27 protein-coding genes are annotated in these 25,872 nt (G+C 60.9%); 10 read left to right on the forward strand and 17 right to left on the reverse strand.

Going from position 1 to position 25,872, the window contains the following annotated elements; translation table 11 throughout:
- Positions 1 to 87 precede the first annotated feature (87 nt).
- Positions 88 to 1,224 carry an acyl-CoA dehydrogenase family protein gene (locus tag ACIPOO_RS04900; RefSeq protein ID WP_400604805.1) on the reverse strand — a complete coding sequence of 379 codons (1,137 nt, stop codon included), beginning with the start codon at positions 1,222 to 1,224 and terminating at the stop codon, positions 88 to 90.
- Between the two features lie 246 nt (positions 1,225 to 1,470).
- Between ACIPOO_RS04900 and ACIPOO_RS04905 the strand changes: the two genes are divergently transcribed.
- Positions 1,471 to 2,367 carry a GlxA family transcriptional regulator gene (locus tag ACIPOO_RS04905; protein WP_400605197.1) on the forward strand — a complete coding sequence of 299 codons (897 nt, stop codon included), beginning with the start codon at positions 1,471 to 1,473 and terminating at the stop codon, positions 2,365 to 2,367.
- A gap of 250 nt (positions 2,368 to 2,617) precedes the next feature.
- On the opposite strand, the gene zapE is transcribed toward ACIPOO_RS04905, so the two are convergent.
- From zapE to ACIPOO_RS04920, 3 genes are all read right to left on the reverse strand, one after another.
- Complete coding sequence (gene zapE, locus ACIPOO_RS04910; protein WP_274136817.1) at positions 2,618 to 3,712, reverse strand: cell division protein ZapE; 1,095 nt, start codon at positions 3,710 to 3,712, stop codon at positions 2,618 to 2,620.
- 61 nt (positions 3,713 to 3,773) lie between these two features.
- The gene (locus ACIPOO_RS04915) at positions 3,774 to 5,123 is read right to left on the reverse strand and encodes a tryptophan--tRNA ligase (protein WP_400604808.1); all 1,350 of its coding nucleotides are present in this window, start codon (positions 5,121 to 5,123) and stop codon (positions 3,774 to 3,776) included.
- A 28-nt stretch (positions 5,124 to 5,151) separates the two neighbouring features.
- The gene (locus ACIPOO_RS04920; RefSeq protein WP_400605199.1) at positions 5,152 to 5,781 is read right to left on the reverse strand and encodes an alpha/beta hydrolase; all 630 of its coding nucleotides are present in this window, start codon (positions 5,779 to 5,781) and stop codon (positions 5,152 to 5,154) included.
- Between the two features lie 145 nt (positions 5,782 to 5,926).
- Here ACIPOO_RS04920 and ACIPOO_RS04925 point away from each other — a divergent pair, with 145 nt between their 5' ends.
- Positions 5,927 to 6,364 carry a YhcB family protein gene (locus tag ACIPOO_RS04925; protein ID WP_274136812.1) on the forward strand — a complete coding sequence of 146 codons (438 nt, stop codon included), beginning with the start codon at positions 5,927 to 5,929 and terminating at the stop codon, positions 6,362 to 6,364.
- Positions 6,365 to 6,686: 322 nt separating this feature from the next.
- On the opposite strand, the gene cysN is transcribed toward ACIPOO_RS04925, so the two are convergent.
- The 3 genes from cysN to ACIPOO_RS04940 all read right to left on the reverse strand — a co-directional run bounded on the left by cysN (position 6,687) and on the right by ACIPOO_RS04940 (position 10,512).
- Entirely contained in the window at positions 6,687 to 8,585 is a 1,899-nt protein-coding gene (gene cysN / locus ACIPOO_RS04930; RefSeq protein ID WP_400604810.1) for a sulfate adenylyltransferase subunit CysN, read from the reverse strand.
- Positions 8,586 to 8,594: 9 nt separating this feature from the next.
- On the reverse strand, positions 8,595 to 9,512 hold the full coding sequence (cysD, locus tag ACIPOO_RS04935) for a sulfate adenylyltransferase subunit CysD (RefSeq protein WP_400604812.1): 918 nt from the start codon (positions 9,510 to 9,512) through the stop codon (positions 8,595 to 8,597).
- Positions 9,513 to 9,753: 241 nt separating this feature from the next.
- Positions 9,754 to 10,512, reverse strand: a complete 759-nt coding sequence (locus ACIPOO_RS04940; protein ID WP_400604814.1) for a Nif3-like dinuclear metal center hexameric protein — start codon at positions 10,510 to 10,512, stop codon at positions 9,754 to 9,756.
- Between the two features lie 123 nt (positions 10,513 to 10,635).
- On the opposite strand from ACIPOO_RS04940, the gene algW reads away from it, so the two are divergent.
- A complete protein-coding gene (gene algW, locus ACIPOO_RS04945) occupies positions 10,636 to 11,796 on the forward strand; it encodes a Do family serine endopeptidase AlgW (RefSeq protein ID WP_400604816.1) in 1,161 nt (386 codons plus the stop codon).
- 57 nt (positions 11,797 to 11,853) lie between these two features.
- On the opposite strand, the gene hisC is transcribed toward algW, so the two are convergent.
- The 10 genes from hisC to ACIPOO_RS04995 all read right to left on the reverse strand — a co-directional run bounded on the left by hisC (position 11,854) and on the right by ACIPOO_RS04995 (position 20,026).
- Positions 11,854 to 12,906 carry a histidinol-phosphate transaminase gene (hisC, locus tag ACIPOO_RS04950; protein ID WP_400604818.1) on the reverse strand — a complete coding sequence of 351 codons (1,053 nt, stop codon included), beginning with the start codon at positions 12,904 to 12,906 and terminating at the stop codon, positions 11,854 to 11,856.
- A 2-nt stretch (positions 12,907 to 12,908) separates the two neighbouring features.
- The gene (hisD, locus tag ACIPOO_RS04955) at positions 12,909 to 14,237 is read right to left on the reverse strand and encodes a histidinol dehydrogenase (RefSeq protein WP_400604820.1); all 1,329 of its coding nucleotides are present in this window, start codon (positions 14,235 to 14,237) and stop codon (positions 12,909 to 12,911) included.
- Between the two features lie 292 nt (positions 14,238 to 14,529).
- Positions 14,530 to 15,165 carry an ATP phosphoribosyltransferase gene (hisG, locus tag ACIPOO_RS04960; protein WP_400604822.1) on the reverse strand — a complete coding sequence of 212 codons (636 nt, stop codon included), beginning with the start codon at positions 15,163 to 15,165 and terminating at the stop codon, positions 14,530 to 14,532.
- Between the two features lie 173 nt (positions 15,166 to 15,338).
- The gene (gene murA / locus ACIPOO_RS04965; RefSeq protein WP_274135665.1) at positions 15,339 to 16,604 is read right to left on the reverse strand and encodes a UDP-N-acetylglucosamine 1-carboxyvinyltransferase; all 1,266 of its coding nucleotides are present in this window, start codon (positions 16,602 to 16,604) and stop codon (positions 15,339 to 15,341) included.
- A 23-nt stretch (positions 16,605 to 16,627) separates the two neighbouring features.
- Positions 16,628 to 16,867, reverse strand: a complete 240-nt coding sequence (locus ACIPOO_RS04970) for a BolA family protein (RefSeq protein WP_062384295.1) — start codon at positions 16,865 to 16,867, stop codon at positions 16,628 to 16,630.
- A gap of 115 nt (positions 16,868 to 16,982) precedes the next feature.
- Positions 16,983 to 17,288: a lipid asymmetry maintenance protein MlaB gene (locus ACIPOO_RS04975; protein WP_274135667.1), complete on the reverse strand. Its 306-nt coding sequence runs from the start codon at positions 17,286 to 17,288 to the stop codon at positions 16,983 to 16,985.
- Positions 17,285 to 17,941, reverse strand: coding sequence for a phospholipid-binding protein MlaC (locus ACIPOO_RS04980; protein ID WP_274135668.1), 657 nt, complete (start codon positions 17,939 to 17,941; stop codon positions 17,285 to 17,287). Before ACIPOO_RS04980 ends, ACIPOO_RS04975 begins: the two co-directional genes overlap by 4 nt.
- Positions 17,942 to 17,952: 11 nt before the next feature.
- Entirely contained in the window at positions 17,953 to 18,420 is a 468-nt protein-coding gene (mlaD, locus tag ACIPOO_RS04985) for an outer membrane lipid asymmetry maintenance protein MlaD (protein WP_274135669.1), read from the reverse strand.
- Positions 18,420 to 19,217: a lipid asymmetry maintenance ABC transporter permease subunit MlaE gene (gene mlaE, locus ACIPOO_RS04990; RefSeq protein ID WP_074753863.1), complete on the reverse strand. Its 798-nt coding sequence runs from the start codon at positions 19,215 to 19,217 to the stop codon at positions 18,420 to 18,422. The genes mlaD and mlaE overlap by 1 nt, the downstream gene beginning before the upstream one ends.
- Positions 19,217 to 20,026, reverse strand: coding sequence for an ATP-binding cassette domain-containing protein (locus ACIPOO_RS04995; RefSeq protein ID WP_274135670.1), 810 nt, complete (start codon positions 20,024 to 20,026; stop codon positions 19,217 to 19,219). The genes mlaE and ACIPOO_RS04995 overlap by 1 nt, the downstream gene beginning before the upstream one ends.
- A 312-nt stretch (positions 20,027 to 20,338) precedes the next feature.
- Here ACIPOO_RS04995 and ACIPOO_RS05000 point away from each other — a divergent pair, with 312 nt between their 5' ends.
- The 7 genes from ACIPOO_RS05000 (at position 20,339) to hpf (ending at position 25,860) form a co-directional block, all read left to right on the forward strand.
- Complete coding sequence (locus ACIPOO_RS05000) at positions 20,339 to 21,313, forward strand: KpsF/GutQ family sugar-phosphate isomerase (protein WP_400604826.1); 975 nt, start codon at positions 20,339 to 20,341, stop codon at positions 21,311 to 21,313.
- On the forward strand, positions 21,314 to 21,847 hold the full coding sequence (kdsC, locus tag ACIPOO_RS05005) for a 3-deoxy-manno-octulosonate-8-phosphatase KdsC (RefSeq protein WP_274135673.1): 534 nt from the start codon (positions 21,314 to 21,316) through the stop codon (positions 21,845 to 21,847). It abuts the gene before it with no gap.
- A gap of 10 nt (positions 21,848 to 21,857) precedes the next feature.
- Complete coding sequence (gene lptC / locus ACIPOO_RS05010) at positions 21,858 to 22,430, forward strand: LPS export ABC transporter periplasmic protein LptC (RefSeq protein ID WP_274135674.1); 573 nt, start codon at positions 21,858 to 21,860, stop codon at positions 22,428 to 22,430.
- Positions 22,417 to 22,965 carry a lipopolysaccharide transport periplasmic protein LptA gene (lptA, locus tag ACIPOO_RS05015; protein WP_274135675.1) on the forward strand — a complete coding sequence of 183 codons (549 nt, stop codon included), beginning with the start codon at positions 22,417 to 22,419 and terminating at the stop codon, positions 22,963 to 22,965. Before lptC ends, lptA begins: the two co-directional genes overlap by 14 nt.
- Complete coding sequence (gene lptB / locus ACIPOO_RS05020) at positions 22,965 to 23,690, forward strand: LPS export ABC transporter ATP-binding protein (RefSeq protein ID WP_081565365.1); 726 nt, start codon at positions 22,965 to 22,967, stop codon at positions 23,688 to 23,690. Before lptA ends, lptB begins: the two co-directional genes overlap by 1 nt.
- Before the next feature lie 186 nt (positions 23,691 to 23,876).
- Positions 23,877 to 25,376 carry an RNA polymerase factor sigma-54 gene (locus ACIPOO_RS05025; RefSeq protein WP_274135676.1) on the forward strand — a complete coding sequence of 500 codons (1,500 nt, stop codon included), beginning with the start codon at positions 23,877 to 23,879 and terminating at the stop codon, positions 25,374 to 25,376.
- 175 nt (positions 25,377 to 25,551) lie between these two features.
- Positions 25,552 to 25,860, forward strand: coding sequence for a ribosome hibernation-promoting factor, HPF/YfiA family (gene hpf / locus ACIPOO_RS05030; protein WP_062384329.1), 309 nt, complete (start codon positions 25,552 to 25,554; stop codon positions 25,858 to 25,860).
- Positions 25,861 to 25,872: the final 12 nt, after the last annotated feature.

Below are 25,872 nucleotides of genomic sequence, written 5' to 3' on the forward strand. Positions count from 1 at the left end.
TGTCAGTCAGCATCAATGCCTCTGACACGCCGCGGTCGCGGGCAAGCGCGCTCCTACAGGATTGGCGTTGGCGTTGCGTTGTTGGCGTCAGAGTGAACGGGCGATGATCTCCTTCATGATCTCGTTGGTCCCCGCATAAATCCTTTGCACCCGCGCATCGGCCCAAGCCCGTGCGATCGGGTATTCCCACATGAAGCCGTAGCCGCCGTGCAGTTGCACGCATTCATCGAGCACCTTGCATTGCAGGTCGGTGGACCAGTACTTGGCCATCGCCGCCGTCGGCACGTCCAGCTTGCCCTCCAGATGAAGTTCCAGACATCGGTCGATGAAAGTCCGACCGATCTGCACTTCGGTCGCGATTTCCGCCAGCTTGAAGCGGGTGTTCTGGAAATCGGCAATCGCCTGACCGAACGCCTTGCGCTCGCGGGTGTAGTCCAGCGTCCACTGCAACGCAGCCTCGGCCGAGGCAATCGCGCCGATGGCGACGGTCAGGCGCTCTTGCGGCAATTCCTGCATCAGGTAGGCGAACCCCATCCCGGCCTGGCCCAACAGGTTCTCCTTGGGCACTCGTACATCCTGGAAGAACAACTCCGAGGTGTCCTGGGCCTTCATGCCGACCTTCTCCAGACGCTTGCCCTTCTCGAAGCCCGGGGTGCCCGCTTCGACCAGGAACAGACTGGTGCCCTTGGCGCCCGCCTTGGGATCGGTCTTGGCGACCACGATCACCAGGTCCGCCAGAAAGCCATTGGTGATAAAGGTCTTGGAACCGTTGATGACGTACTCGTCGCCGTCCAGCACAGCGGTGGTCTTCACTCCTTGCAAGTCGGAGCCTGCGCCCGGTTCGGTCATGGCGATGGCCGTGACCAGCTCGCCCGAGACCATTTTGGGCAAGTACTTGAGCTTCAGGGCCTCGCTGCCGTAATGCAGGATGTAGGGGGCGACGATGTCCGAGTGCAGCGAGAATCCGATGCCAGTCAGGCCCAGGCGGTAGATCTCTTCGATCACCACGGTGGTGTAAAGAAAATCCGCCGCCATGCCGCCGTAGGCTTCCGGCAGGTGCGAACACAACATGCCCTGCTCCCCCGCGCGGTTCCACAGGCTGCGATCCACGTGCCCCTGCTTCTCCCATTGCGCATGGAACGGCGCGGCGTGCTGTTCGAGAAACTTGCGCACGCTGTCGCGGAAAAGCTCGTGCTCGGAGCTGAAAAGCGTTCTTGGAAGCATGGGACACCTTGGCCTTGAGGGATTGTCGGACACTGCGAGTTCCAGAGCCTATGCCGTGCCGATTGACTTCAACACTGGACACATCCGACAAAAAATAAGACGATCACGCCGTTGCATGACCACTTTCCCTTATAAGAACAACAGATTATGTCTATTCAGCAAACCGTGCCGTTGCGGCGCGTCAGCATCCTCGCGATCGACGGGATCTTCGCTTCCACCCTCACCCAGGCCAAGGACTTCTTCCACCTGGCCAGCCTGCGCTACGGCAAGCAGTTGGGACAGGGCCTGAAGGCCGCGTTCGAAACCCGCCTCGTCAGCCCTGACGGGCAACCGGTGCGCAGCTTCAGCGAAGTCGTGCTGCCGGTGGACGGCGCCCTCGAAAACGCCGACATCATCATCCTGCCCGCCTTCGTCGACAACTTCGACACCCTGCGCCAGCGCTATCCACAGATCCTGCCATGGCTGCGCGAGCAGCACGCCAAGGGCGCGGTGCTGTGTGGCGAAGCCAGCGGCGTGTTCTGGCTGGCCGAAGCGGGCCTGCTCGACGGCAAGGAAGCGACCACCTACTGGCGTTTCTTCAACGAGTTCGCCGAGCGCTTCCCTAAAGTGCTGCTCAATCAGGAAAAGCACCTGACCGACGCTGACAACCTGTACTGCGCAGGCGGCACCATCTCGGCGTGCGACCTGTACATCTACCTGATCGAGCGTTTCTGCGGTCCCAACGTCGCGCAGACGGTGGCACGGGACATTCTCTATGAAGTGCAGCGCAGCTACGCGCCGGGGCGAATGGGGTTCGGTGGGCAGAAGCTGCACCAGGACGTGATCATCCTGCAGATCCAGCACTGGCTCGAAGAGCACTTTGCCGACAAGTTCCGCTTCGAGGACGTGGCCCGCGAGCATGGCATGAGCATTCGCAATTTCATGCGCCGCTTCCAGACCGCCACCGGCGACAAGCCGCTGCATTACCTGCAACGCCTGCGCATCGAGACGGCCAAAGGGTTGTTGTCAGGCTCGCGCAAGAGCATCAAGACCATCAGCTACGAAGTGGGCTACGACGACGCCAGCTTCTTCGCACGGCTGTTCCGGCAACACACTGACCTGTCGCCCAACGAATACCGCCAGCAGTTCCAGCAGGCCGCCTGAACAGCCTGTAGGAGCGCGCTCGCCCGCGACGGCGTTCTGTCAGCCAAAGCATCATCGCCTGACTGGACGCTTTCGCGGGCAAGCGCGCTCCTACGGACGGTGGCGATCTTTCGGGTATCGACACACATCCCGTAGCAGCACGGCTTGCCGGCGGGGGCGTCCGAAAGATCGCTCCCGCCGGCAAGCCGTGCTGCTACGTTACAAGCGGCGCGCCCTCTTGCAGCTTGCCGCTTGAAACTTGGCGCTGCTTCTAGGGCTTGTGCGCCCGGGACAGGAACTCGTGGGACTGCATTTCCAGCAGACGGCTGAGCGTGCGCTGGAATTCGAAGTTCAGGCGGCCGCCCGAATACAGGTCCTTCAGCTCGACTTCCGCCGAGATAATGAGCTTGACGTTGCGGTCGTAGAATTCGTCGACCATGTTGATGAAGCGGCGGGCGATGTCGTCGGTGGCGACGCTCATCTGCTCCACGCCGCTGAGCAACACGGCGTGGAAGATCTTGCCCAGCTCGATGTAGTCGTTCTGGCTACGCGGGCCATCGCACAGTTCGCGGAATTCGAACCAGGCCACGTCGTCGCAGGTGCGCAGGGCCTTGATCGGACGGTTCTCGATCATCAGCACGTCGTTCTCGACCGCCTGGGTGCATTCCGGAGTCAGTGCACGGAAGCTCTTGCGCAGGCTTTCGTGGGCGACTTCGTTGAGCGGGAAGTGGAACAGCTCGGCCTGCTCCAGATGGCGCAGGCGATAGTCCACGCCGCTGTCGACGTTGACGATGTCGGTGTTCTGCTTGATCAGCGCAATGGCCGGCAGGAAGCGCGCACGTTGCAGGCCGTCCTTGTAGAGGCCGTCCGGCACGATGTTCGAGGTCGCGACCAGGGTCACGCCATTCTTGAACAGCTCTTCCATCAGCGTGCCCAGGATCATGGCGTCGGTGATGTCGGAAACGAAGAATTCGTCGAAGCAGATCACCCGCGCTTCGCCTGCGAATTGCTTGGCGATCAGGGTCAGCGGGTTCTTCTCGCCCTTGAGGTTTTTCATTTCCTCGTGCACGCGCTTCATGAAGCGGTGGAAGTGCGTGCGCATCTTGTCCTGGAACGGCAGCGCTTCGAAGAAGGTGTCGACCAGGTAGGTCTTGCCACGGCCTACGCCGCCCCAGAAATACAGGCCCTTGATGACCGTCGCATCTTTCTTGCCGAACAGTTTGCCGAACAGGCCCGGCTTGCTCTCGTGGGCCGCGACCAGATCGTCGTACAGGCGCTGCAGATGACGCACAGCGTTTTCCTGAGCGGCATCGTGGAAGAATTCAGGTTTCTTGAGGTCGTTCTGGTAGCTTTCTAGGGGCGTCATGGTCTTTAGCTAGGGAGCAAAAACGGGCCGACACTGTAGCGATGGACCGTTGTAATGGCAATTAATCCTGTTGTGGCGCCAGGGCCAGTTTCAGGGCTTCGATGGCGGCATCGCGACCTGCGGCATCGGCGAATGCCGGGCTGTCCGCCACGCATGCACCTTCCAGCCAGACCGTGAAAGCGCTGCCTTCTGTCCGAATGTCCAGCTCGCCGCCTTGCTGCAGCTGCTTGGTCACCGCACCGGCTGCCTTGCCGTCGGCGAAGTTGCGCGACAAAAGCAGTTGCTCGCCATCGGCCGCCAGCAGACGGAAACGGAAGCTGCCGTCGTCTTCACGGAAGCTGACGAAGCGCGCGCCCTTGCTGGCCTTCTTCTTTGTAGCGGTGACGGTTTGCGTGGTTTCACGGAACGAACGCAGGCCAACCGCTTCGCGCAGCTCGCCCAGAAACGGCGTGGCGATACGGCGGGCTTTCTGCGCACCGGCCAGCAGAATGTCCTCCAGATCGGCCGGGCGTTCAATCAGACGATGGTAGTTCTCGCGGGCCTCGCCCAGCTCGCTGTCGAGCAGCTGGAACAGGCGCTGCTTGGCATCGCCCCAACCCAGGCCTTGCAGGAGGTCGGCGCAGAATTCGTTGCTCTGCTCCTTGCTGGCGAACGCCTGATACAAGGTGAACAGGTGCGAGTTGTCCGGATCCTTGGCTTCGCCCGGCAGGCGCGAATCGGTGACGATGCGCGAGATCGCCTCCTTCATCTCCTTGGCGCTGCTGAACAACGGGATGGTGTTGTCGTAGCTCTTGGACATCTTGCGACCGTCCAGGCCCGGCAAGGTCGCCACGCTCTCTTCGATCAGCGCCTCGGGCATGACGAAAAACTCTTTGCCCTTGCCGAACAGGTGGTTGAAGCGCTGGCCGATGTCGCGGGCCATCTCCACGTGCTGGATCTGGTCGCGGCCGACCGGCACCTGATGGGCATTGAACATCAGGATGTCAGCCGCCATCAGCACCGGGTAGCTGAACAGGCCCATGGTGATGCCCGCATCCGGGTCTTCGCCATTTTCGACGTTCTTGTCCACCGAGGCCTTGTAGGCGTGGGCACGATTGAGCAGGCCCTTGCCCGCGACACAGGTCAGCAGCCAGGTCAGCTCAGGGATTTCCGGGATGTCGGACTGGCGATAGAAAGTCACGCGATCGACATCCAGGCCGGCGGCCAGCCAGGTCGCGGCGATTTCCAGACGCGAGCGCTGGATGCGCAGCGGGTCATCGCACTTGATCAGGGCGTGGTAGTCGGCCAGGAAGTAGAACGAATCGGCGTCGCTCTGGCGGCTGGCGACGATGGCCGGGCGAATGGCGCCCGCGTAGTTGCCCAAATGAGGCGTGCCGGTGGTGGTGATGCCGGTCAGGATACGAGTGGTCATGGCTAGTCGCTTATTTTGGGTGCTGCGATCAGTTCGAAAGGCGCGGCAGGACCAGATCCTTCAGATCGGTCAGCTTGCCGTGGAAAAAGTGTCCGCATTCTGCCACTTTCAGCAGCTCATGGGGGCGCGAGAGTGCGTCGGACCAGGCATATACCAGTTGCGGGTCGACCACTTCGTCGGTTTCCGGCTGGATCAGCGTCAACGGCCCGTTTTGCGCCAGCGCGCTCGGGTCGGCAATGCGCATGACAGCGGGTGCGACCATGAACAGATGCGCCAGGGTTTCGCCCTTGGCTTCCAGACGCCCGCCCAGGGTTGCCGCAACAAATCCGCCGAAGGAAAAACCGAACAGGGTCATGGGCAGATCGGGGTGTTTTTCACGCAGCCAGGTGGCGGCGGCTTCGGCATCATCGACCTCGCCCTGGCCCATGTCGGAACTGCCGGCACTTTGACCGACGCCGCGATAATTGAAACGCAAGGTAACGTATCCTGCGTCACGGGCTGTGCGCTGCAGGGTAGAAATCACTTTATTGAGCATCGTGCCGCCCTGAACCGGGTTAGGATGGCAGATCAGCGCCACGCCCTTGGCCCCTTCCAGGTCAAGGTACAGGGCTTCGAGTTGGCCCACTGGGCCGTCGATGAATACAGGGGTTTCACGCATGAGCAAGAATGAACTCCGTGACCTTCAATTGGGTCGACTCGTCTAGCTGATTGTCTGTGGCTGGCATGTTGGCGACGCGTCGCCGCTATACAGCGCAGGTTCGAGCCGTTAACGTAAAGCAAAGCCGTTTATAGAGGAAGGACTCGTGGATTACTCGCTCTTAGTTTGGTTGCTGCCGACCATTGCCCTGGTCGCCGGTGTCGCCATCGGTTTCTTCGTGGCGCGTGCGCTGCCCAATGCCGCGCCTAACAGCACTCAGCGCCAGCTGGATGACGTTCAGGAGCGTTTCGACAGGTATCAGAACGAGGTGGTCACTCACTTCAACAGCACCGCGAACCTGGTTCAGAAGCTGACCCAGAGCTATCAGGAAGTCCAGGAGCACCTGGCCGAAAGCGCCAACCGCCTGGCCACCGACGAGTTGACCCGTCAACGTCTGCTGGCCGCCCTGCACCCGGATTCGATCCAGACCCCGCGCGACCGCCTGACCCCGCCACGCACCGCCGCCGAGCCGCCACGGGACTACGCCCCGAAAGCGCCGAACACCCCCGGCATGCTGGACGAGCAATACGGCTTGAAGAAGTAACACTCGCTAAAACAAAAAGCCCGCCCCGGAGAACATCCGCGGCGGGCTTTTTTGTTTGTGGGAGCGAACCCAACCCCGTAGCAGCACGGCTTGCCGGCGGGAGCGATCCTGAGGGCGACCCCGCCGGCAAGCCGTGCTGCTACGGGTCGGGCCACGTTAACCTCTGTAGGAGCGCGCTTGCCCGCGACTGCGGTCTGTCTGCACCAAAAGGGTTGATTGACACGACGCCGTCGCGGGCAAGCGCGCTCCTACAGAAGCTCTGTGGCACGCAGAAACAAGAAACCCGCCATCGCTGGCGGGGTTCTCGTGAATCGAACAACGCTTAGATCGCGCCGCGAGCCCGCAGCAGATCCAGCACTTGCTTGACGCTTTCCTCGACGCTGAGCGACTGGGTGTCGATCACAAGATCGGCATCCAGCGGCACGTCGTACGGGAAGGACTCACCCGGGATGTTGTCCTTGTCGGCGGCGTACAGGCCCTGTGGGTCGCGTTCGCGGCACACTTGAGGCGAGGCCTGGACGTAGACGGTAATCAGGCGATCATCGCCGATCAGCGCCTTGGCGTTGGAGCGCCCTGCTGCATCGGGGGCGACGAACGCTGCCAGGGTCAGCAGGCCTGCTTCGTTGAACTGGCGCGCCACGTGAGCAGCACGACGCCAGTTCTCGGTACGACCGGCACGGTCCTGCGGCAGGCCTTTGTTCAGGTCGTGACGCAGGTTCTGGCCATCCAGGACGAACACCGCACGACCCATGTCGAACAGCTTGCGCTCGACCGCATAAGCCAGGGTGCTCTTGCCCGCGCCCGACAGGCCGCTGAACAGCACGGTGGCTGGCTGCTGGCCGAAGCGTTGGGCGCGTTCTTCGACGGAGACGTGAGCCAAGGCACCATGATGGTTGCCATGACCCGCCGCGACCGGCTTGGCGATGATCATGCCCGCGGCCACGGTGCCGTTGGTCAAACGGTCGATGACGATGAACGCACCGGTGGTGCGGTTGCTGTCATAGCCGTCCAGCGCGATCGGCGCATCGAGGGAGATTTTCACCCGGCCGATTTCATTGAGTTGAAGTGCGCTGGCAGGGCCTTCTTCCAGCGTGTTCACATCCACACGGTGGGTGATGCTGGCAATCGAGCCCGGCACGTAGGACGTGGCGCGCTTGATGTCGTATTTCTTGCCCGGCAGCATCGGCTCTTCAGCCATCCACACCAGCATCGCGTCGAAGGCGTCAGCCACCTGCGGCACGTTGTCGGCATGCACCAACAGGTCGCCACGGGAGATGTCGATCTCGTCTTCCATGGTCAGGGTCACGGCCTGGCCCGGGCCTGCGTGCTCCAGTTCACCCTCGAAGGTGACAATGGATTTCACGCGGCTGCTCTTGCCCGACGGCAGCACGACCACTTCGTCGCCCTTGTGCACCACGCCACTGGCGAGGGTGCCGGCAAAGCCGCGGAAGTTCAGGTTCGGACGGTTGACGTACTGCACCGGGAAACGCAGGTCGTTGAGGTTACGGTCGCCCGCGATCTCGACGGTCTCGAGGATTTCCATCAGCGACTTGCCGGTGTACCACGGCGAGCGCTCGCTCTTGTTCACCACGTTGTCGCCTTTGAGGGCAGACATCGGAACGAACTCCATGGTGGTCGGCTTGAGCGAAATGCGCTCGGCGAACGTCAGGTAATCAGCCTTGATCTGCTCGAAGACCTGCTCGTCGAAGCCATTGAGGTCCATCTTGTTGATGGCCACCACGATGTGCTTGATGCCCAGCAGCGACGCAATGTAGCTGTGGCGGCGGGTCTGGGTCTGCACGCCATAACGGGCATCGACCAGGATGATCGCCAGGTCACAGGTCGACGCACCGGTGGCCATGTTGCGGGTGTACTGCTCGTGGCCCGGGGTGTCGGCAATGATGAACTTGCGCTTGGAAGTCGAGAAATAGCGGTAGGCCACATCGATGGTGATGCCCTGCTCGCGCTCGGCCTGCAGGCCGTCCACCAGCAGCGCCAGGTCGACGTCATCGCCCGTGGTGCCGGATTTTTTCGAATCACGGGTAATGGCTTCCAGGTGATCCTCGTAGATCATCTTGGAATCGTGCAGCAGCCGGCCGATCAACGTGCTCTTGCCGTCGTCGACGTTGCCACAAGTCAGAAAGCGCAGCATCTCTTTACGTTCGTGCTGGCCCAGGTACGCGAGGATGTCCTCGCTGATCAAATCAGATTGATGCGACATGACAACCCCTTAGAAATAACCTTGACGTTTTTTATCTTCCATCGAGCCCGCACCATCGTGGTCGATGACTCGGCCTTGGCGCTCGGAAGTTCGCGTCAGGAGCATTTCCTGGATGATGTCCGTCAGGGTCTCGGCTTCCGACTCGACAGCGCCCGTCAGCGGGTAGCAGCCCAGGGTACGGAAACGGACCTTCTTCTTGACGATGCGCGCCTTTTCCTCGTCGGTCAGGTGCTCGAGGATGCGATCGTCGTCGATCATGATCAGGGTGCCGTTCTTCTCGATGACTTCACGCTCGGCGGCGAAGTACAGCGGCACGATCGGGATGCCTTCAAGGTAGATGTACTGCCAGATGTCCAGCTCGGTCCAGTTGGACAGCGGGAACACGCGGATCGACTCGCCCTTGTTGACGTTGCCGTTGTACACGTTCCACAGCTCTGGACGCTGGTTCTTCGGGTCCCAGCGGTGCTTGCTGTCGCGGAAGGAATACACGCGCTCCTTGGCGCGGGATTTCTCTTCGTCGCGGCGCGCGCCACCGAAGGCGGCGTCGAAACCATGCTTGTCCAGTGCCTGCTTGAGGCCCTGAGTCTTCATGATGTCGGTGTGCTTGGAGCTGCCGTGAGTGAACGGGTTGATGTCCTGCGCCACACCGTCAGGGTTGATGTGGGTGATCAGTTCCAGGCCCATTTCCTCGACCATCTTGTCGCGGAAGCGGTACATCTCCTGGAATTTCCAGCGAGTGTCGACGTGCATCACCGGGAACGGCAGCTTGCCCGGGAAGAACGCCTTGCGCGCCAGGTGCAGCATGACGGCGGAGTCCTTGCCGATCGAGTAGAGCATCACCGGGTTATCGAACTCGGCGGCGACCTCGCGGATGATGTGGATGCTTTCCGCCTCCAGCTGTTTCAGATGCGTCAGTTTGTCGACCATGGTTACTCACGGGATAACGTACTTTTATGGAGAGCCTGCGGGCTCTATCGAACGCCGCACTTTATCATGGGGCCTGATTCTAATCAGCGGGCTGGATAGATCGAAACGGTATAACCATATAGCCCGGAATTTGGACGGTTTTGAAGTCACACCGATCCGTAGCAGCACGGCTTGCCGGCGGGAGCGCTCTCAAGTACGCCCCCGCCGGCAAGCCGTGCTGCTACGGTCAGACCCGCACATGTCAGATCGGATTCGGGCAATCGATGAACAGGTGTTCAAGGGCAAAGCGTCGCGCCAGATAATCGCCCAGGGCTTGAACGCCGTAACGCTCGGTCGCATGGTGGCCGGCGGCGAGAAAGCTGATGTCGTTCTCGCGGGCGCTGTGGAAAGTCTGCTCGGACGCCTCGCCACTGAGGAAAAGATCGACCCCGGCCGCAATCGCCTGGTCGATGTACCCCTGCCCGCCTCCAGTGCACCAGCCCACCCGACGAATCACCTCACTGCCTTCTATAAGCAGCGGCTCGCGACCCAGGGCACTTTGCACGCGGTGGGCGAAGTCGCGGGGTGTCATGGGCTCCGACAGCGATCCCACGAGGCCGATGATGCGAGGGTTCTCCGGATCCAGCGGCCCCTCGACGGTGATTTCCAGTTGCCGCGCCAGTTGCACGTTATTGCCGACCTCCGGGTGCAGATCCAGCGGCAGGTGATAGGCCAGCAGGCTGATGTCGTGCTTGAGCAGGGTCTTGAGACGGCGCTGTTTCATGCCGGTGATGCAGGGGTTCTCACCTTTCCAGAAGTAACCGTGGTGAACCAGGATCAGGTCCGCATTGGCCTCTACCGCCGCGTCCAGCAAGGCCTGGCTTGCCGTCACGCCGGAAACGATCCGGCTCACCTGCGGACGCCCCTCGACCTGCAGACCATTGGGGCAATAGTCCTGAACGCGAGCGCTCCCCAGGTAGCGGTCCGCTTCGTCGACCAGAGTGCTCAGGGCAACAGCCATAAAAGTCTCCTAAATATGCAGTTCAGACCGCACAGGTCCTCGTATAATGCCCGCCATTATGGCGCAGACAAGCCCGTTCGACGGTTCGAATGTTCTGCGTATCAACCTTCAGGACTCTGCTAAATGTTCAAAGCGCTGCGTTTTCTCGGCTGGCCATTGCTTGCTGGTGTGCTTATCGCTTTATTGATTATCCAGCGCTATCCGCAGTGGGTCGGCCTGCCCAGCCAGGACGTCAACCTGCAGCAGGCGCCCCAGACCGCCCTGATCCAGCAGGGCCCGGTCTCCTACGCTGACGCGGTGAGCAGCGCGGCGCCTGCGGTGGCCAACCTGTACACGACCAAGATGGTCAACAACAAGCCTAACCATCCGTTGTTCGAAGACCCGCAATTCCGTCGTTTCTTCGGCGATAACCTGCCCAAGCAGCGGCGCATGGAGTCGAGCCTCGGTTCGGCGGTCATCATGAGCCCGGAAGGCTATCTGCTGACCAACAACCACGTGACGTCCGGCGCCGACCAGATCGTGGTGGCGCTCAAGGACGGTCGCGAAACCATCGCACGGATCATCGGCAGCGACCCGGAAACCGACCTGGCGGTGCTGAAGATCGACCTGAAGAACCTGCCGTCGATCACCCTCGGCAGCTCCGACAGCATCCGCATCGGCGACGTCGCGCTGGCCATCGGCAACCCGTTCGGCGTCGGCCAGACCGTCACCATGGGCATCATCAGCGCGACGGGCCGCAATCAGCTCGGCCTGAACACCTATGAAGATTTCATCCAGACCGACGCCGCCATCAACCCCGGCAACTCGGGCGGCGCGCTGGTGGACGCCAACGGCAACCTGACCGGGATCAACACGGCGATCTTCTCCAAATCCGGTGGCTCCCAGGGCATCGGCTTCGCGATCCCGACCAAGCTTGCGCTGGAGGTGATGAAGTCGATCATCGAGCATGGCCAGGTGATTCGTGGCTGGCTGGGTATCGAAGTACAGCCTTTGACCCAGGAGCTGGCTGAGTCCTTTGGCCTGAAAGACCGCCCCGGCATCGTAGTGGCCGGTATCTTCCGCGACGGCCCGGCGCAAAAGGCCGGTTTGCAGTTGGGTGACGTGATCCTGAGCATCAACGGCGAGCCGGCCGGCGATGGTCGCAAATCGATGAACCAGGTGGCACGCACCAAGCCCTCGGAGAAGATCGCGATTCAGGTGATGCGCAACGGCAAGGAATTGAAGTTGATGGCAGAAGTGGGCTTGCGCCCACCGCAAACCCCGGCGCCTGCGGCAGAGGATTGATTCGCAGCCATAAAAAAACCGCCGATAAGGCGGTTTTTTCATGCGGGCAATAAATGCTTAGAGATCGCCCAACGCATCCACCAGCGCCTGATTCTGCTCTGGCGTGCCGATGGTGATGCGCAGGAATTGCGCAATGCGTTCCTGCTTGAAGTGACGCACGATCACACCCTGCTCACGCACCTTGGCGGCAAGGCCCGCTGCGTCGTGTTCCGGGTGACGGGCGAAGATGAAGTTCGCCGCCGATGGCAACACTTCGAACCCTTTGCCTTCCAGTTGCGCCACCAGCTTCTCGCGGCTGTCGATCACCAGCTGGCAGGTCTTCTCGAAGTACTCGCGGTCATCGAACGCCGCAGCCGCACCGACGATGGCCATGCGGTCCAGCGGGTAGGAGTTGAAGCTGTTCTTCACCCGCTCCAGCGCTTCGATCAGGTCCGGATGCCCCACCGCCAGGCCAACGCGCAAGCCCGCCAGCGAGCGGGACTTGGACAGGGTCTGGGTCACCAGCAGGTTCGGATAACGATCCACCAGAGTGATTGCAGTCTCGCCACCAAAGTCGATGTAGGCCTCATCCACGATGACCACCGAATCCGGGTTGGCGGCCAGGATCTGCTCGACCGCCTCCAGCGCCATCAAACAGCCGGTCGGCGCGTTGGGGTTCGGGAAGATGACGCCGCCGTTGGGACGCTTGTAGTCCTCGACGCAAATCTGGAACTGTTCGTCCAGCGGCACCATTTCGTAGTCCACGCCATACAGGCCGCAGTACACCGGGTAGAAGCTGTAGCTGATGTCCGGGAACAACAGCGGTTTGTCCTTCAGGAAAAACGCGTGGTAGGCGTGGGCCAGCACCTCATCGGAACCGTTGCCGAGGAACACACGGTTGGCCTCGACGCCGTAGTAACGCGCGACCGACTGCTTGAGCAGGTCGCTGTTGGGGTCCGGGTACAGGCGCAGGTTGTCATTGACCTCGGCGCGCATCGCCTCGATCGCCTTGGGCGACGGGCCGTAGGGGTTCTCGTTGGTGTTCAGCTTCACAAGCTTGGTCAGCTTGGGTTGTTCGCCCGGCACGTAAGGCACGAGGTCACGGACAAAAGGACTCCAGAACTTGCTCATGCTCACTTGCCTTCCTGTTGGTTATCTTTGATCCGGTACTCGGCGCTGCGGGCGTGGGCGGTCAGCGACTCGCCGCGGGCCAGCACCGACGCCGTCTTGCCCAGCTCCGATGCACCCTGCTCGGAGCAGAAGATGATCGAAGAGCGTTTCTGGAAGTCATAGACCCCCAGCGGCGAGGAGAAGCGCGCAGTGCCGGACGTCGGCAGCACGTGGTTGGGGCCCGCGCAGTAGTCGCCCAGGGCTTCCGAGGTGTGACGGCCCATGAAGATCGCACCGGCGTGGCGAATCTGTGGCAGCCAGGCGTCAGGATCGGCAACCGAGAGTTCCAGGTGCTCCGGCGCAATGCGGTTGGCGACTTCGATGGCCTGATTCATGTCCGCCACCTTGATCAGGGCACCGCGACCGTTGATCGAGGTGTTGATGATCTCGGCGCGCTCCATGGTCGGCATCAGCCTGGCGATGCTCGCCGCAACCTTGTCGAGGAACTCGGCATCGGGGCTGACCAGAATCGCCTGGGCGTCTTCGTCGTGCTCGGCCTGGGAAAACAGGTCCATGGCGATCCAGTCCGGATCGGTCTGGCCGTCGCAGACCACGAGGATTTCCGAAGGACCGGCAATCATGTCGATGCCGACCTGACCAAACACGTGACGCTTGGCCGTGGCCACATAGATGTTGCCGGGACCTACGACCTTGTCCACCTGCGGCACGCTTTCGGTGCCGTAGGCCAGGGCCGCGACAGCCTGGGCGCCACCGATGGTGAACACCCGGTCAACGCCAGCGATGCAGGCAGCGGCCAGCACCAGTTCGTTGATCTCGCCGCGCGGAGTCGGCACGACCATGACGACTTCGCCGACGCCCGCCACCTTGGCCGGAATCGCGTTCATCAGTACCGAAGACGGGTACGACGCCTTGCCGCCCGGCACGTACAGGCCGGCGCGATCCAGCGGGGTGACCTTCTGGCCCAGCACGGTGCCGTCGGCTTCGGTGTAGCTCCAGGAATCCTGTTTCTGCCGTTCGTGGTAGCTGCGCACGCGGTCAGCGGCCTTTTCCAGGGCCAGGCGCTGAGCGGGGGTGATGCGGGTCAGGGCCAGTTCCAGGCGCTCGCGCGGCAGGATCAGGTCAGACATGGACGCCACCTGCAGGCCGTCGAAACGCTGGGTGTACTCAACCAGTGCCGCATCGCCGCGCTCGCGCACGTTCTTGATGATGTCCAGCACACGCTGATTGACCGAGTCGTCAGACACACTCTCCCAGCTCAGCAGATGAGCCAGATGTCGGGCGAAATCCGGGTCAGCAGCGTTGAGTCGGCGAATGGTGTTTGGAGTGGTCATAGCGTGAGCCTCAATGAATGGCAATTTCTCAGGAGCCTTGAATGCAAAGGCAGGAGCCTAAGCTACCAAGCCATCCGCGCAGGCACCTGAGAAATTTGGCTATGACACGGATAGCTGGGCGCAACTTTGTTTAAAGTCGCGCGAAACAGTCCAGATTGTGTAAAAACGTCACGAGCGAAGGTAAGACAAGGCAAAAACGGGCGAAAAAGCGGAGTCTAGGTGTTCTAAATGAGCATTTTTCGCCTGTTTTTAACGCAGTATTACCGAGCGCAGTAGTTTTTACGCAATCTGGTCAACTGCGGTGTCGCGACTCCACGGCAATACGCAGGGTGTCGATCAGCGACTGGATACGGGCGTGCTGCATCTTCATCGATGCCTTGTTCACCACCAGGCGCGAACTGATGTGAGCGATCAGTTCCTGAGGTTCGAGACCGTTGGCACGCAGGGTGTTGCCGGTGTCGACTACGTCGATGATCTTGTCGGCCAGGCCTACCAGCGGCGCCAGCTCCATGGAGCCGTACAGCTTGATGATATCGACCTGACGGCCCTGTTCTGCGTAATAACGCTTGGCAACGTTGACGAACTTGGTCGCCACGCGCAAACGGCCGCGAGGCTCGGCAGCGCCAACGGCACCTGCGGTCATCAGCTTGCACTGGGCAATCTGCAGATCCAGTGGCTCGTACAGGCCCTGGCCGCCGTATTCCATCAGGACGTCCTTGCCCGCCACACCGAGGTCAGCCGCGCCGTGCTCGACATAGGTCGGCACATCGGTCGCACGCACGATCAGCAGACGCACGTCTTCCTGAGTCGTGGGGATGATCAACTTGCGGCTCTTGTCCGGATTCTCGGTCGGCACGATGCCCGCAGCAGCGAGGAGCGGCAGGGTGTCGTCAAGGATTCGGCCCTTGGACAGTGCGATGGTCAACATGGGAAACGTCAGTCCTTATCAGCAAGCGCGAGCCGGGAAGCAATGGGCGCCCGACAATCTTCAAGTCGAAACCGCAGGACTCGAAGCGAAACGATTCAATGGGTCAAGCCTTGAGCTGGCATGCCCGCCGCCCGTGCCGAACCTGCACGGGCGACGGCAAGCCTGAGAGACTGTTAGCCCGGTACGCGACGGATTTTCGCGCCCAGCATCTGCAGTTTCTCTTCGATGCACTCGTAACCACGGTCGATGTGGTAGATGCGGTCGATCAATGTGTCGCCCTGGGCCACCAGCGCCGACAGCACGAGGCTGGCCGATGCACGCAGGTCGGTCGCCATGACTGGCGCGCCCTTGAGCTTCTCGCAGCCAGTGACGATGGCCGTGTTGCCTTCGACCTGGATCTGCGCGCCCATGCGGTGCATTTCATACACGTGCATGAAGCGGTTTTCGAAGATCGTCTCGATGATCGCGCCAGTGCCTTCGGCGATGGCGTTCAGCGAGATGAACTGCGCCTGCATGTCGGTCGGGAACGCCGGGTACGGAGCGGTGCGCAGGTTCACGGCCTTCGGACGCTTGCCGTGCATGTTCAGCTCGATCCAGTCCTCACCGGTGGTGATTTCGGCGCCAGCTTCACGCAGTTTTTCCAGAACGGCTTCGAGAATGGTCGGATCGGTGTCCTTGACCTTGACGCGGCCACCGGTCACGGCAGCGGCTACCAGGTAGGTGCCGGTCTCGATGCGGTCAGGCATGACGCGGTAGGTCGCCTTGCCCAGACGCTCGACGCCTTCGATGGTGATGGTGTCGGTGCCAGCACCGGAAACCTTGCCACCCATGGCGTTGATGAAGTTTGCCAGGTCGACGACTTCAGGCTCGCGAGCGGCGTTCTGCAGCACGCTGCGACCACGGGCCAGCGCGGCGGCCATCATGATGTTTTCGGTACCGGTCACGCTGACGGTGTCGAAGAAGAAGTGCGCGCCACGCAGGCCGCCTTCCGGCGCCTTGGCCTTGATGTAGCCGCCTTCGACTTCGATGATCGCGCCCATGGCTTCCAGGCCACGGATGTGCAGGTCGACCGGACGCGAACCGATGGCGCAACCGCCAGGCAGTGCGACTTCGGCTTCACCGAAGCGGGCAACCATCGGACCCAGTACCAGGATCGAGGCGCGCATGGTTTTCACCAGCTCGTACGGCGCGACCAGGGTCTTGATGGTGCGAGGATCGATCTCGACGCTGAGTTTCTCGTCGATGATCGGCTCGATGCCCATGCGGCCGAACAGCTCGATCATGGTGGTGATGTCGTGCAGGTGCGGCAGGTTCTGGACCGTCACCGGCCCATCGGCCAGCAGGGTTGCAGCAAGAATCGGCAGGGCAGAGTTCTTCGCCCCGGAAATGCGGATTTCGCCATCAAGACGAACGCCGCCAGTAATAATCAGTTTATCCATTGGAATCTCGACGCCAATTAGGCTCAGGTGCGCTCGGCCCATGCAGCGCGGCTGAAAAATTTCATGGTGACCGCGTGGATGCTGCCATCGGCGATCCATGGGTTCAAATGCGTGTAGATCTGCTGCTGGCGCTTGACCGGACTTAGTGTAGCCAGTTCATCGCTGATAACGTTCAGCTGGAAGTTGCAGCCTTCGCCTTCAACTTCGACCTGGATCTCTGGCAGCTTACCTTCAAGGAAGCTCTTAACTTCTACGGCCTGCATGCTTAACCTCAATCGGCGCCCTGTGCGCGCGGGTCGGCCATGATACAAAAAAGCCCTCTCGTTGCGAACCCTGCTTTACCAGGTGCCGGACGAGGGGCTTGATCGATGATAGCAATCAATGTTGTTCGAACAGCTCGGTCAGACCCGATACCTGTGCGATTTCTCTCATGTCTTCGGGCAGCGCACGAACGCTGACCGACTTGCCGGCCGCCTGGGCGTCACGCATGAACGCCAGCAGCAGGGCCAGGCCCACGCTGCTGGATTTCTGCACGGCGGAGCAGTCGAGCACCAGCGCCGGTGAATCACTGGCCTTGATCAACTCGGCACCCTGCTTGCGCAGCGCGGGGCCGGTACGGTAGTCGAGCACGCCGAACAGCTTGAGCTCGCTGCTGCCGACGGCCGTCACACAGGCTTCAGTCATTTGACGACCTTGTCAGGCGAGTTCTCGGTCTCCTGCTTGGCCTTGGCGACTTCGCCGGCCCAGCCATCGATTGTCTTGTCCAGGTTGTTGCCGTTGCGCTGCATGGCATCGGCGAACTGATCGCGGAACAGCTTGCCGATGTTGATGCCGTTGATGATCACGTTGCGCACTTTCCACTCGTCATTGATTTTGACCAGTGTGTAGGACACAGGGTAAACGGCGCCGTTGTTGCCCTTGACCGACATGTCGACCGAGGTGCGGTCGGCGCCCTCTTCCTTGGCCGGAGCCACGGTGATGCCCTGGTTGTTGTACTCGAGCAGTGCGTTGCCATAGAACTGGATCAGGCTGCGCTTGAAGTTTTCCTGGAAGCGCTGCATCTGGGCCGGGGTGGCGTTGCGCGAATACTTGACGGTCATGATGCTCTTGGAAATGCCGTCAGCATCGATGACCGGCCCGACGATGCCGTTGAGCGCGTCGTAGAAGGCCTGCGGGTTGGTCTTGTAGCTTTCCTTGTTCGCGGCAAGGTCGGCCAGCAGTTGCTTGGTGGTGTTGTCGACAAGGTCATGGGCCGACGATGTCGTCGCTGCCGCGTTGGCAAACAGAGGCAGGGCAGCCAGCAGCACCAGAAGGCCACGGCGCAGAATCGAGATCATGAAAAAACTCCTCATTTGGCGTCTTTACCCACGGAATTGAGCAGGAATTTACCGATCAGGTCCTCGAGCACCAGGGACGACTGCGTGTCGTGAATGGTGCCGCCGTCTTTCAACAGCTTGTCATCGCCACCGACGCTGATGCCGACGTATTTCTCGCCCAGCAAGCCTGCAGTGAGAATAGAAGCCGTGGAGTCCGAAGGCAGATTATTCACGCGCTTGTCCACTTCCATGGTCACGCGACCGGTGAAGGTGTCGTGGTCCAGATCGATTGCAGTGACCTTGCCGATGGTCACACCGGCCATGGTCACCTTCGCTCTGACAGTCAAACCGGCGATATTGTCGAAATTTGCGTAAAGTTTATAGCTGTCGGCTGTCGTGCTGGCGGAGAGACCGCTGACGCGCAGGGCCAGCAGGAGCAAGGCCAGGATGCCAGCCAGCAGGAACAGGCCGACACCGGTTTCGAGGGCGCGGTTTTGCATCAGAAGTCTCCAAACATCAAGGCGGTCAAAATAAAGTCCAGGCCCAATACGGCCAACGAGGCGTAGACCACGGTCTTGGTCGTGGCGCGACTGATCCCCTCGGATGTGGGCTCGCAGTCATAGCCTTGAAACACGGCAATCCAGGTGACCACAAAAGCAAAGACAACGCTTTTGATCACACCGTTGATGACATCATTGGGGAAGGAAACGCTGTTCTGCATGTTCGCCCAGAACGAGCCTTCGTAGACGCCCAGCCAGTCGACAGCCACCCACGAACCACCCCAGATACCCACCACACTGAAAATGATGGCGAGCACCGGCAGCGAAATGAAGCCGGCCCACAGGCGGGGCGCGACGATGTACTTGAGGGGGTCCACGCCGATCATCTCGAGGCTGGACAACTGCTCGGTGGATTTCATGTTGCCGATTTCAGCGGTCAGCGCCGAGCCGGCACGACCGGCGAACAGCAGCGCGGTCACCACCGGCCCCAGTTCACGCAGCAGCGTCAGGGCAACCATCTGCCCGACGGCCTGCTCGGAGCCGTACTTGGCCAGGATGCTGAAACCCTGCAGGGCCAATACCATGCCGATGAACACGCCGGACACGACGATGATCGCCAGCGACATGACGCCCACCGAGTAGAGCTGGCGAACCAGCAACTGGAAACCGCCGCCGATCCCGCCTCGCCCCAGCAAGGCATGGACCAGAAAAATCCCCGAACGCCCCAGTACCGCAACTATGTCGATCGCCGAACGCCCCATCAGGCGTACACGATCCATCAATGACTTTCTGCGCATCAGCGCTTCCCCAAAAGATCTTCGCGATAATCCGGTGCCGGATAGTGAAATGGCACAGGGCCGTCTGGATCCCCTGTCATGAACTGGCGAATGCGCGGGTTGTCCGACTGCATCAATTCCTGCGGCGTGCCCTGCCCCAATACCTGCCCGTCCCCGACGACATAGAGATAGTCGGCAATGCTGGCGGTCTCGGCCAGGTCGTGGGAGACCACGACACTGGTGATGCCCAGCGCATCGTTGAGCAGGCGGATCAGGCGCACCAGTACGCCCATGGCGATCGGGTCCTGTCCCACGAAGGGCTCGTCATACATGAGGATCTGCGGATCCAGTGCAATGGCCCGGGCCAGCGCCACGCGGCGCTTCATGCCCCCGGAGAGCTCGTCGGGCATCAGCTCGACGGCACCGCGCAACCCGACCGCCTGCAATTTGAGCAGGACGATATCGCGGATCATGTCTTCGGGAAGCTGGGTATGAACCCGCAGCGGAAAGGCCACGTTTTCGAAAACGTCGAGATCGGTGAACAGCGCACCGCTCTGGAACAGGACCCCCATCTGCTTGCGCGCATCGAACAGATCGCTGCGCGAGAGCTTTGGCAGGTTCTGGCCGTTGACCCAGACTTCACCGCTGGCCGGGCGCAGTTGCGCACCCATCAGCCGCAGCAGAGTGGTCTTGCCACTGCCCGACGGCCCCATGATGCCGGTGACTTTGCCCCGGGGGATGCGGATGTCGACATTATTGAAGATGCTGCGCGTACCGCGTTTGAAGGACACACCCTTCAATTCGACCGCGTAGGCGTTATCGGCACTCATCTAAACTCCTTGCGATGCAGCCTCTCTCTCAGATGCTGCGTCCTTGAAGAACGACACACTGTCTGGGGGGGCCGAACAAGCGGCGAACTATACCACCGCTGTCGTACGCAGCCAAAGCTCCAACATTACAAGGCGTTAAAGGCAGCGCAAACGGCGGTTGCAGTGCAAATTTCCTGCAACACTCCTGCCTTGCGCGGTGCAGGAACTGACGGACAGGCGCTTTGAATAAACAAACATCCGCAATGAAGCGTGAGGCTTTTCAACATTGTCGCTATAATCCCCGCCTTTTCAGCAGACCGATCCTCTCCAGACATGACCGACGCCCGCGACCTGATCCAATCGGCACAATGCACCATCCGCCTTGAAATAGAGGCCGTGGAGGGTTTGCTCGCGCACATCGATAGCGATTTCGTCAGTGCGTGCCAGATGATCCTGGCCAGCAAAGGGCGGGTTGTGGTGGTCGGGATGGGCAAGTCAGGGCACATCGGCAAGAAGATCGCCGCGACCCTGGCCAGCACCGGCACCCCGGCGTTTTTCGTGCACCCGGCCGAAGCCAGCCATGGCGACATGGGCATGATCACCGCCGACGACATCATCCTGGCCCTGTCGAACTCGGGCACAACCAACGAAATCGTGACCCTGCTGCCGCTCATCAAGCGCCTGGGCATCAAGCTCATCAGCCTGACCGGCAACCCCGAGTCGACGCTGGCCAAAGCGGCGGACGTGAACCTCAATGCCCGGGTCGAGAAAGAAGCCTGCCCGCTGAACCTGGCCCCGACCTCCTCGACCACGGCGGCACTGGTCATGGGCGACGCACTGGCAGTGGCCCTGCTCGACGCACGCGGTTTTACCGCCGAAGATTTCGCCTTCTCCCATCCAGGTGGCGCCCTTGGCCGCCGCCTGCTGCTCAAGGTCGAGCACGTGATGCACACCGGTGGCGAGCTGCCTGTGGTGGCGCGCGGAACCCTGCTGCGCGACTCGCTGATGGAAATGACCCGCAAGGGCCTGGGCATGACCGCCATCGTCGAGACCGACGGACGCCTGGCCGGGATCTTCACCGACGGCGACTTGCGCCGTACGCTGGACCGCCCTATCGATATTCGCCAGGCGACCATCGACGAAGTGATGACCGTGCACGGCAAGACCGTCCGCCCGGACATGCTCGCGGCACAAGCCCTTAAAATCATGGAAGACAACAAGATCAGCGCGCTGATCGTGGTGGATGAAACCGACCGTCCGGTGGGCGCCTTCAACCTCCAGGACCTGCTGCGCGCGGGAGTCATGTAAATGAGCGGTGATATGAACGACCTGATGCAACGCGGCAAACAGATCAAGCTGGCAGTGTTCGATGTCGATGGCGTCCTCACTGACGGTCGCCTTTACTTCCTTGAAGACGGCAGCGAGTTCAAGACCTTCAACACCCTGGACGGTCAAGGCATCAAGATGCTGATCAATTCCGGCGTGACCACCGCTATCATCAGCGGTCGCAAGACCCCGGTCGTCGAGCGTCGCGCCAAAAACCTGGGCATCGCCCATCTGTACCAGGGCCGTGAAGACAAGCTGGTGGTGCTCGATGAACTGCTGGCGCAATTGAACCTGAGCTATGAACAGGTTGCCTATCTGGGTGACGACCTGCCCGACCTGCCGGTGATTCGCCGGGTAGGCCTGGGCATGGCCGTGGCCAACGCCGCAGGTTTCGTGCGCGAGCATGCACACGGCGTTACCCGGGCACGGGGCGGCGAAGGCGCTGCCCGGGAATTCTGCGAGCTGATCCTGAACGCCCAGGGCAACCTCGAAGCGGCCCACGCCGCCTACTTATAGAAGCGTACTTATGCTGAGCAAAAGATTTCGCACATTCCTGATCTTCGGTGCACTGGGACTGCTGCTTGCAGCGGCCGGCTACTGGAACATCAGCCCGGAAAGCTTCATGGACCAGCCAAAGGTTGCCGTGGACGAGAGCGCCATCGACTACTATGCGATGAACGCCCACAGCATCCAGTACCTGCCCGACGGCACCCAGCAGTACGACCTGACGGCGGACAAGGTCGAGCACCTGAAGGCTACCGACGTGACCCTGATGACCACCCCGGTGCTGCAGATGTACCGTGGCACCGAGTTTCCGTGGCATGTACAGAGCGTACGCGCCGAAGTTTCCCCGGGTGGCGATCATGTCGAGCTGATCGACAACGTGCGCATCAACCGCACCGACGAACAGAACCGCACCACCATCATCACCAGCACCCGCATGACTGTCTTCCCTCAGAAGCAATATGCGGAAACGGCCCAACCCGTTAGAATCGACGGCTTCAACGGCGTGAGCACCGGTACGGGTATGAAAGCCTATCTAAAAGAAAGCAGGATACACCTGCTATCGAACGCAAGAGGACAGTATGAGGCTCCTTAAAACCCTCCCTATTTTGCTCGGCCTGGGCGCAGCACTGGGAAGCGTGAGCGCCTGGGCTCTGCCGAACGATCAGGATCAGCCTATCCGCATTCAGGCCGACGACGCCCAGCTCGATGACAAGCAAGGCATCGCCACCTACACCGGTAATGTGATCATTACCCAGGGCTCGATGAAGGTCACCGGCAACAAGGTGACCATGACCCGCACCCCGCAAGGTGACATCGACGTCGTGACCTCGGTGGGCAACCTGGCCTACTTCGAGCAGTTGCAGACCGCTGGCGACCCCAAACCCGTTCAGGGCTGGGGCGTGACGATCCAGTACCATGCGCCGCAAAACCGCATCGTGCTGATCGACAAGGCCAAGGTCATCGACAAGGACAACAACGTGACCCAGGGCGAGAAGATCGTCTATGACACCGTGCGCAAGCTGGCCAGCGCTGGCCGCGCCACCGGCAGCAAGGTCACCGAAGCGCGTCCTCGCGTCGACATGGTGATCCAGCCGAAAAAGAAAACCGACCAGCAGAAGGCGCAGTAATGGCGACGCTGAAAGCCCAACACCTGGCCAAGGCCTACAAAAGCCGCCAGGTGGTACGTGACGTCAGCCTGTCCATCGACAGCGGCCAGATCGTTGGCCTGCTCGGCCCCAACGGTGCGGGCAAGACCACCTGCTTCTACATGATCGTCGGCCTGGTGCAGGCCGACCAGGGCCGCGTGCTGATCGACGAACAGGACGTCAGCCACCAGCCGATGCACGGGCGTGCCCGTGCCGGCATCGGCTACCTGCCGCAGGAAGCCTCGATCTTCCGCAAGCTGTCGGTGTCGGACAACATCATGGCGATCCTGGAAACCCGCAAGGAACTGGATCGCGCAGGACGTCGCAAGGAACTGGAAAGCCTGCTGCAGGAATTCCACATCACCCATATTCGCGACAACCTGGGCATGAGCCTGTCCGGTGGTGAGCGTCGTCGTGTCGAAATCGCCCGCGCACTGGCCACCGCACCGAAGTTCATCCTGCTCGACGAGCCATTCGCCGGTGTCGACCCGATCTCCGTGGGCGATATCAAGCAGATCATCTACCATCTCAAGGCGAAGGGTATCGGCGTTCTGATCACCGACCACAACGTGCGCGAAACCCTCGACATCTGCGAAACCGCCTACATCGTCAACGACGGGCAGCTGATTGCAGAAGGTGACGCTGAAACCATCCTGGCCAACCAGTTGGTCAAGGAAGTGTATCTCGGCCACGAGTTCCGCCTGTAAACAGGGGGCTGACAAGGGGTTGGCCGGCGACCGCTGCATGCGCCTCATCGCCAACCCCGGATTAATTGTCGCCACACCCTAGGCAAACACTTCGGTTTCAGGCATATAATTTGCTTAATTTGGCGCCCCGGCGCCCAGTAGTGGATGGCGCGGATGCGCCGGCGAATAAGGTGTTAAGCCCCTGCCATGAAACCTTCGCTAGTCTTGAGAATGGGCCAGCAGCTGACGATGACACCGCAGCTGCAACAGGCCATCCGCTTGCTCCAATTGTCCACGCTGGATCTCCAACAGGAAATCCAGGAGGCACTGGAGTCCAACCCCATGCTGGAACGCCAGGAAGAAGGCGACGACTTCGATAATGCCGACCCGATGGCCGACAACATCGAAAACAAGCCCAACGCCGACGTTCAGGAACCTACCTACCAGGAATCCGCCCCCACCGTCGACAATCTCGAAGACGGCGAGTGGAGCGAGAGCGAGCGCATCCCCAACGAACTGCCGGTCGACACCGCCTGGGAAGACATCTACCAGACCAGCGCCAGCAGCCTGCCCAGCAACGACGATGACGAGTGGGACTTCACCACCCGCACCTCGGTCGGCGAAAGCCTGCAAAGCCATCTGCTGTGGCAACTGAACCTGGCGCCGATGTCCGACACTGACCGCCTGATCGCCGTCACGCTGATCGACTGCATCAACAACCAGGGCTACCTGGACGAGTCCCTGGAAGAGCTGCTCGACGCGTTCGACCCGGAACTGGACATCGAGCTGGACGAAATCGAAGCCGTCCTGCACCGCATTCAACAGTTCGAGCCCGCCGGCATCGGCGCCCGCACCCTGAGCGAATGCCTGCTGCTGCAATTGCGCCAGCTGCCTGCCAAAACCCCGTGGCTGGCCGAAGCCCAGCGCCTGGTCAGTGACTACATCGACTTGCTGGGCAGCCGCGACTACTCGCAACTGATGCGCCGCATGAAGCTCAAGGAAGATGACCTGCGCCAGGTCATCGAACTGGTCCAGAGCCTCAACCCGCGTCCTGGCTCGCAGATCGAATCCAGCGAAGCCGAGTACGTGGTGCCCGACGTGATCGTGCGCAAGGACAACGAGCGCTGGCTGGTGGAGCTGAACCAGGAAGCCGTGCCGCGCCTGCGCGTCAACCCGCAGTACGCAGGTTTCGTGCGTCGTGCCGACACCAGCGCCGACAACACCTTCATGCGCAACCAGTTGCAGGAAGCGCGCTGGTTCATCAAGAGCCTGCAAAGCCGCAATGAAACCCTGATGAAAGTCGCGACCCAGATCGTCGAGCACCAGCGCGGCTTCCTGGAGTACGGCGACGAGGCGATGAAGCCGTTGGTCCTGCACGACATCGCCGAGGCGGTGGGCATGCACGAATCGACGATCTCGCGGGTCACCACGCAAAAGTTCATGCACACGCCTCGCGGCATTTACGAACTGAAGTACTTCTTCTCAAGCCACGTGAGCACCTCCGAGGGCGGTGAATGCTCGTCCACGGCCATTCGCGCGATCATCAAGAAACTGGTTGCCGCGGAAAATCAGAAAAAGCCGTTGAGTGACAGCAAGATCGCTGGTTTACTGGAGGCACAAGGCATCCAAGTGGCCCGTCGCACAGTCGCCAAGTATCGCGAATCCTTAGGGATAGCCCCTTCGAGCGAGCGCAAGCGACTGATGTAAAGGCAGGCTCTGTACGAAATGTTTTGAGACGTAGGTAAGGCAAGGCTGTTTTCAGCGCAGCATGACCGGGTCTCAAGACTTTTCTTACTAGAACCTAGAGGTCACGAGCCACAGCGTTCCAGTGGCAGGCATCCAAGCCTGCCTCTTAATGCACTGGCAACGAAGGAGAAGCTGTATGCAAGTCAACATCAGTGGACACCAACTGGAAGTGACCAAGCCCCTGCGCGAGTACATCGAGCTGAAGCTGAAAAAGCTCGAAGGGCACTTTGACAAGATTACCAACGTGCAGGTGACGATGGCCGTCGAGAAACTCAAACAGAAGATCGAGGCCACCCTGCATATCCACGGTGGAGAGGTCGTAGCCAATGCGGAGCATGATGACATGTACGCGGCAATCGACCTGCTCACTGACAAGCTGGACAGACAACTGCTCAAACATAAGGAAAAGCAGCAAAGCATCCTCAAAGGTGCGGCCGCTCGCTGACGCTCCCCCTCC

The sequence above is a fragment of the Pseudomonas sp. NPDC090201 genome (assembly GCF_044746825.1).
In the GTDB taxonomy this organism is placed as follows: Bacteria; Pseudomonadota; Gammaproteobacteria; order Pseudomonadales; family Pseudomonadaceae; genus Aquipseudomonas; species Aquipseudomonas putida_AD.

What these genes read in the sequence shown, in the direction of transcription:
- ACIPOO_RS04975 (WP_274135667.1), bottom strand. Translation starts at nt 17,288, where the DNA reads ATGACTGAAGCCTGTGTGACGGCCGTCGGCAGCAGCGAGCTCAAGCTG.
- ACIPOO_RS04940 (WP_400604814.1), bottom strand. Translation starts at nt 10,512, where the DNA reads ATGGCTGTTGCCCTGAGCACTCTGGTCGACGAAGCGGACCGCTACCTG.
- hpf (WP_062384329.1), top strand. Translation starts at nt 25,552, where the DNA reads ATGCAAGTCAACATCAGTGGACACCAACTGGAAGTGACCAAGCCCCTG.
- ACIPOO_RS04970 (WP_062384295.1), bottom strand. Translation starts at nt 16,867, where the DNA reads ATGCAGGCCGTAGAAGTTAAGAGCTTCCTTGAAGGTAAGCTGCCAGAG.
- algW (WP_400604816.1), top strand. Translation starts at nt 10,636, where the DNA reads ATGTTCAAAGCGCTGCGTTTTCTCGGCTGGCCATTGCTTGCTGGTGTG.
- ACIPOO_RS04915 (WP_400604808.1), bottom strand. Translation starts at nt 5,123, where the DNA reads ATGACCACTCGTATCCTGACCGGCATCACCACCACCGGCACGCCTCAT.
- murA (WP_274135665.1), bottom strand. Translation starts at nt 16,604, where the DNA reads ATGGATAAACTGATTATTACTGGCGGCGTTCGTCTTGATGGCGAAATC.
- mlaE (WP_074753863.1), bottom strand. Translation starts at nt 19,217, where the DNA reads ATGCGCAGAAAGTCATTGATGGATCGTGTACGCCTGATGGGGCGTTCG.
- ACIPOO_RS05000 (WP_400604826.1), top strand. Translation starts at nt 20,339, where the DNA reads ATGACCGACGCCCGCGACCTGATCCAATCGGCACAATGCACCATCCGC.
- ACIPOO_RS04900 (WP_400604805.1), bottom strand. Translation starts at nt 1,224, where the DNA reads ATGCTTCCAAGAACGCTTTTCAGCTCCGAGCACGAGCTTTTCCGCGAC.
- zapE (WP_274136817.1), bottom strand. Translation starts at nt 3,712, where the DNA reads ATGACGCCCCTAGAAAGCTACCAGAACGACCTCAAGAAACCTGAATTC.
- cysD (WP_400604812.1), bottom strand. Translation starts at nt 9,512, where the DNA reads ATGGTCGACAAACTGACGCATCTGAAACAGCTGGAGGCGGAAAGCATC.
- kdsC (WP_274135673.1), top strand. Translation starts at nt 21,314, where the DNA reads ATGAGCGGTGATATGAACGACCTGATGCAACGCGGCAAACAGATCAAG.
- lptB (WP_081565365.1), top strand. Translation starts at nt 22,965, where the DNA reads ATGGCGACGCTGAAAGCCCAACACCTGGCCAAGGCCTACAAAAGCCGC.
- lptC (WP_274135674.1), top strand. Translation starts at nt 21,858, where the DNA reads ATGCTGAGCAAAAGATTTCGCACATTCCTGATCTTCGGTGCACTGGGA.
- ACIPOO_RS05025 (WP_274135676.1), top strand. Translation starts at nt 23,877, where the DNA reads ATGAAACCTTCGCTAGTCTTGAGAATGGGCCAGCAGCTGACGATGACA.
- ACIPOO_RS04995 (WP_274135670.1), bottom strand. Translation starts at nt 20,026, where the DNA reads ATGAGTGCCGATAACGCCTACGCGGTCGAATTGAAGGGTGTGTCCTTC.
- ACIPOO_RS04920 (WP_400605199.1), bottom strand. Translation starts at nt 5,781, where the DNA reads ATGCGTGAAACCCCTGTATTCATCGACGGCCCAGTGGGCCAACTCGAA.
- mlaD (WP_274135669.1), bottom strand. Translation starts at nt 18,420, where the DNA reads ATGCAAAACCGCGCCCTCGAAACCGGTGTCGGCCTGTTCCTGCTGGCT.
- ACIPOO_RS04980 (WP_274135668.1), bottom strand. Translation starts at nt 17,941, where the DNA reads ATGATCTCGATTCTGCGCCGTGGCCTTCTGGTGCTGCTGGCTGCCCTG.
- hisG (WP_400604822.1), bottom strand. Translation starts at nt 15,165, where the DNA reads ATGTTGACCATCGCACTGTCCAAGGGCCGAATCCTTGACGACACCCTG.
- cysN (WP_400604810.1), bottom strand. Translation starts at nt 8,585, where the DNA reads ATGTCGCATCAATCTGATTTGATCAGCGAGGACATCCTCGCGTACCTG.
- hisC (WP_400604818.1), bottom strand. Translation starts at nt 12,906, where the DNA reads ATGAGCAAGTTCTGGAGTCCTTTTGTCCGTGACCTCGTGCCTTACGTG.
- lptA (WP_274135675.1), top strand. Translation starts at nt 22,417, where the DNA reads ATGAGGCTCCTTAAAACCCTCCCTATTTTGCTCGGCCTGGGCGCAGCA.
- hisD (WP_400604820.1), bottom strand. Translation starts at nt 14,237, where the DNA reads ATGACCACTCCAAACACCATTCGCCGACTCAACGCTGCTGACCCGGAT.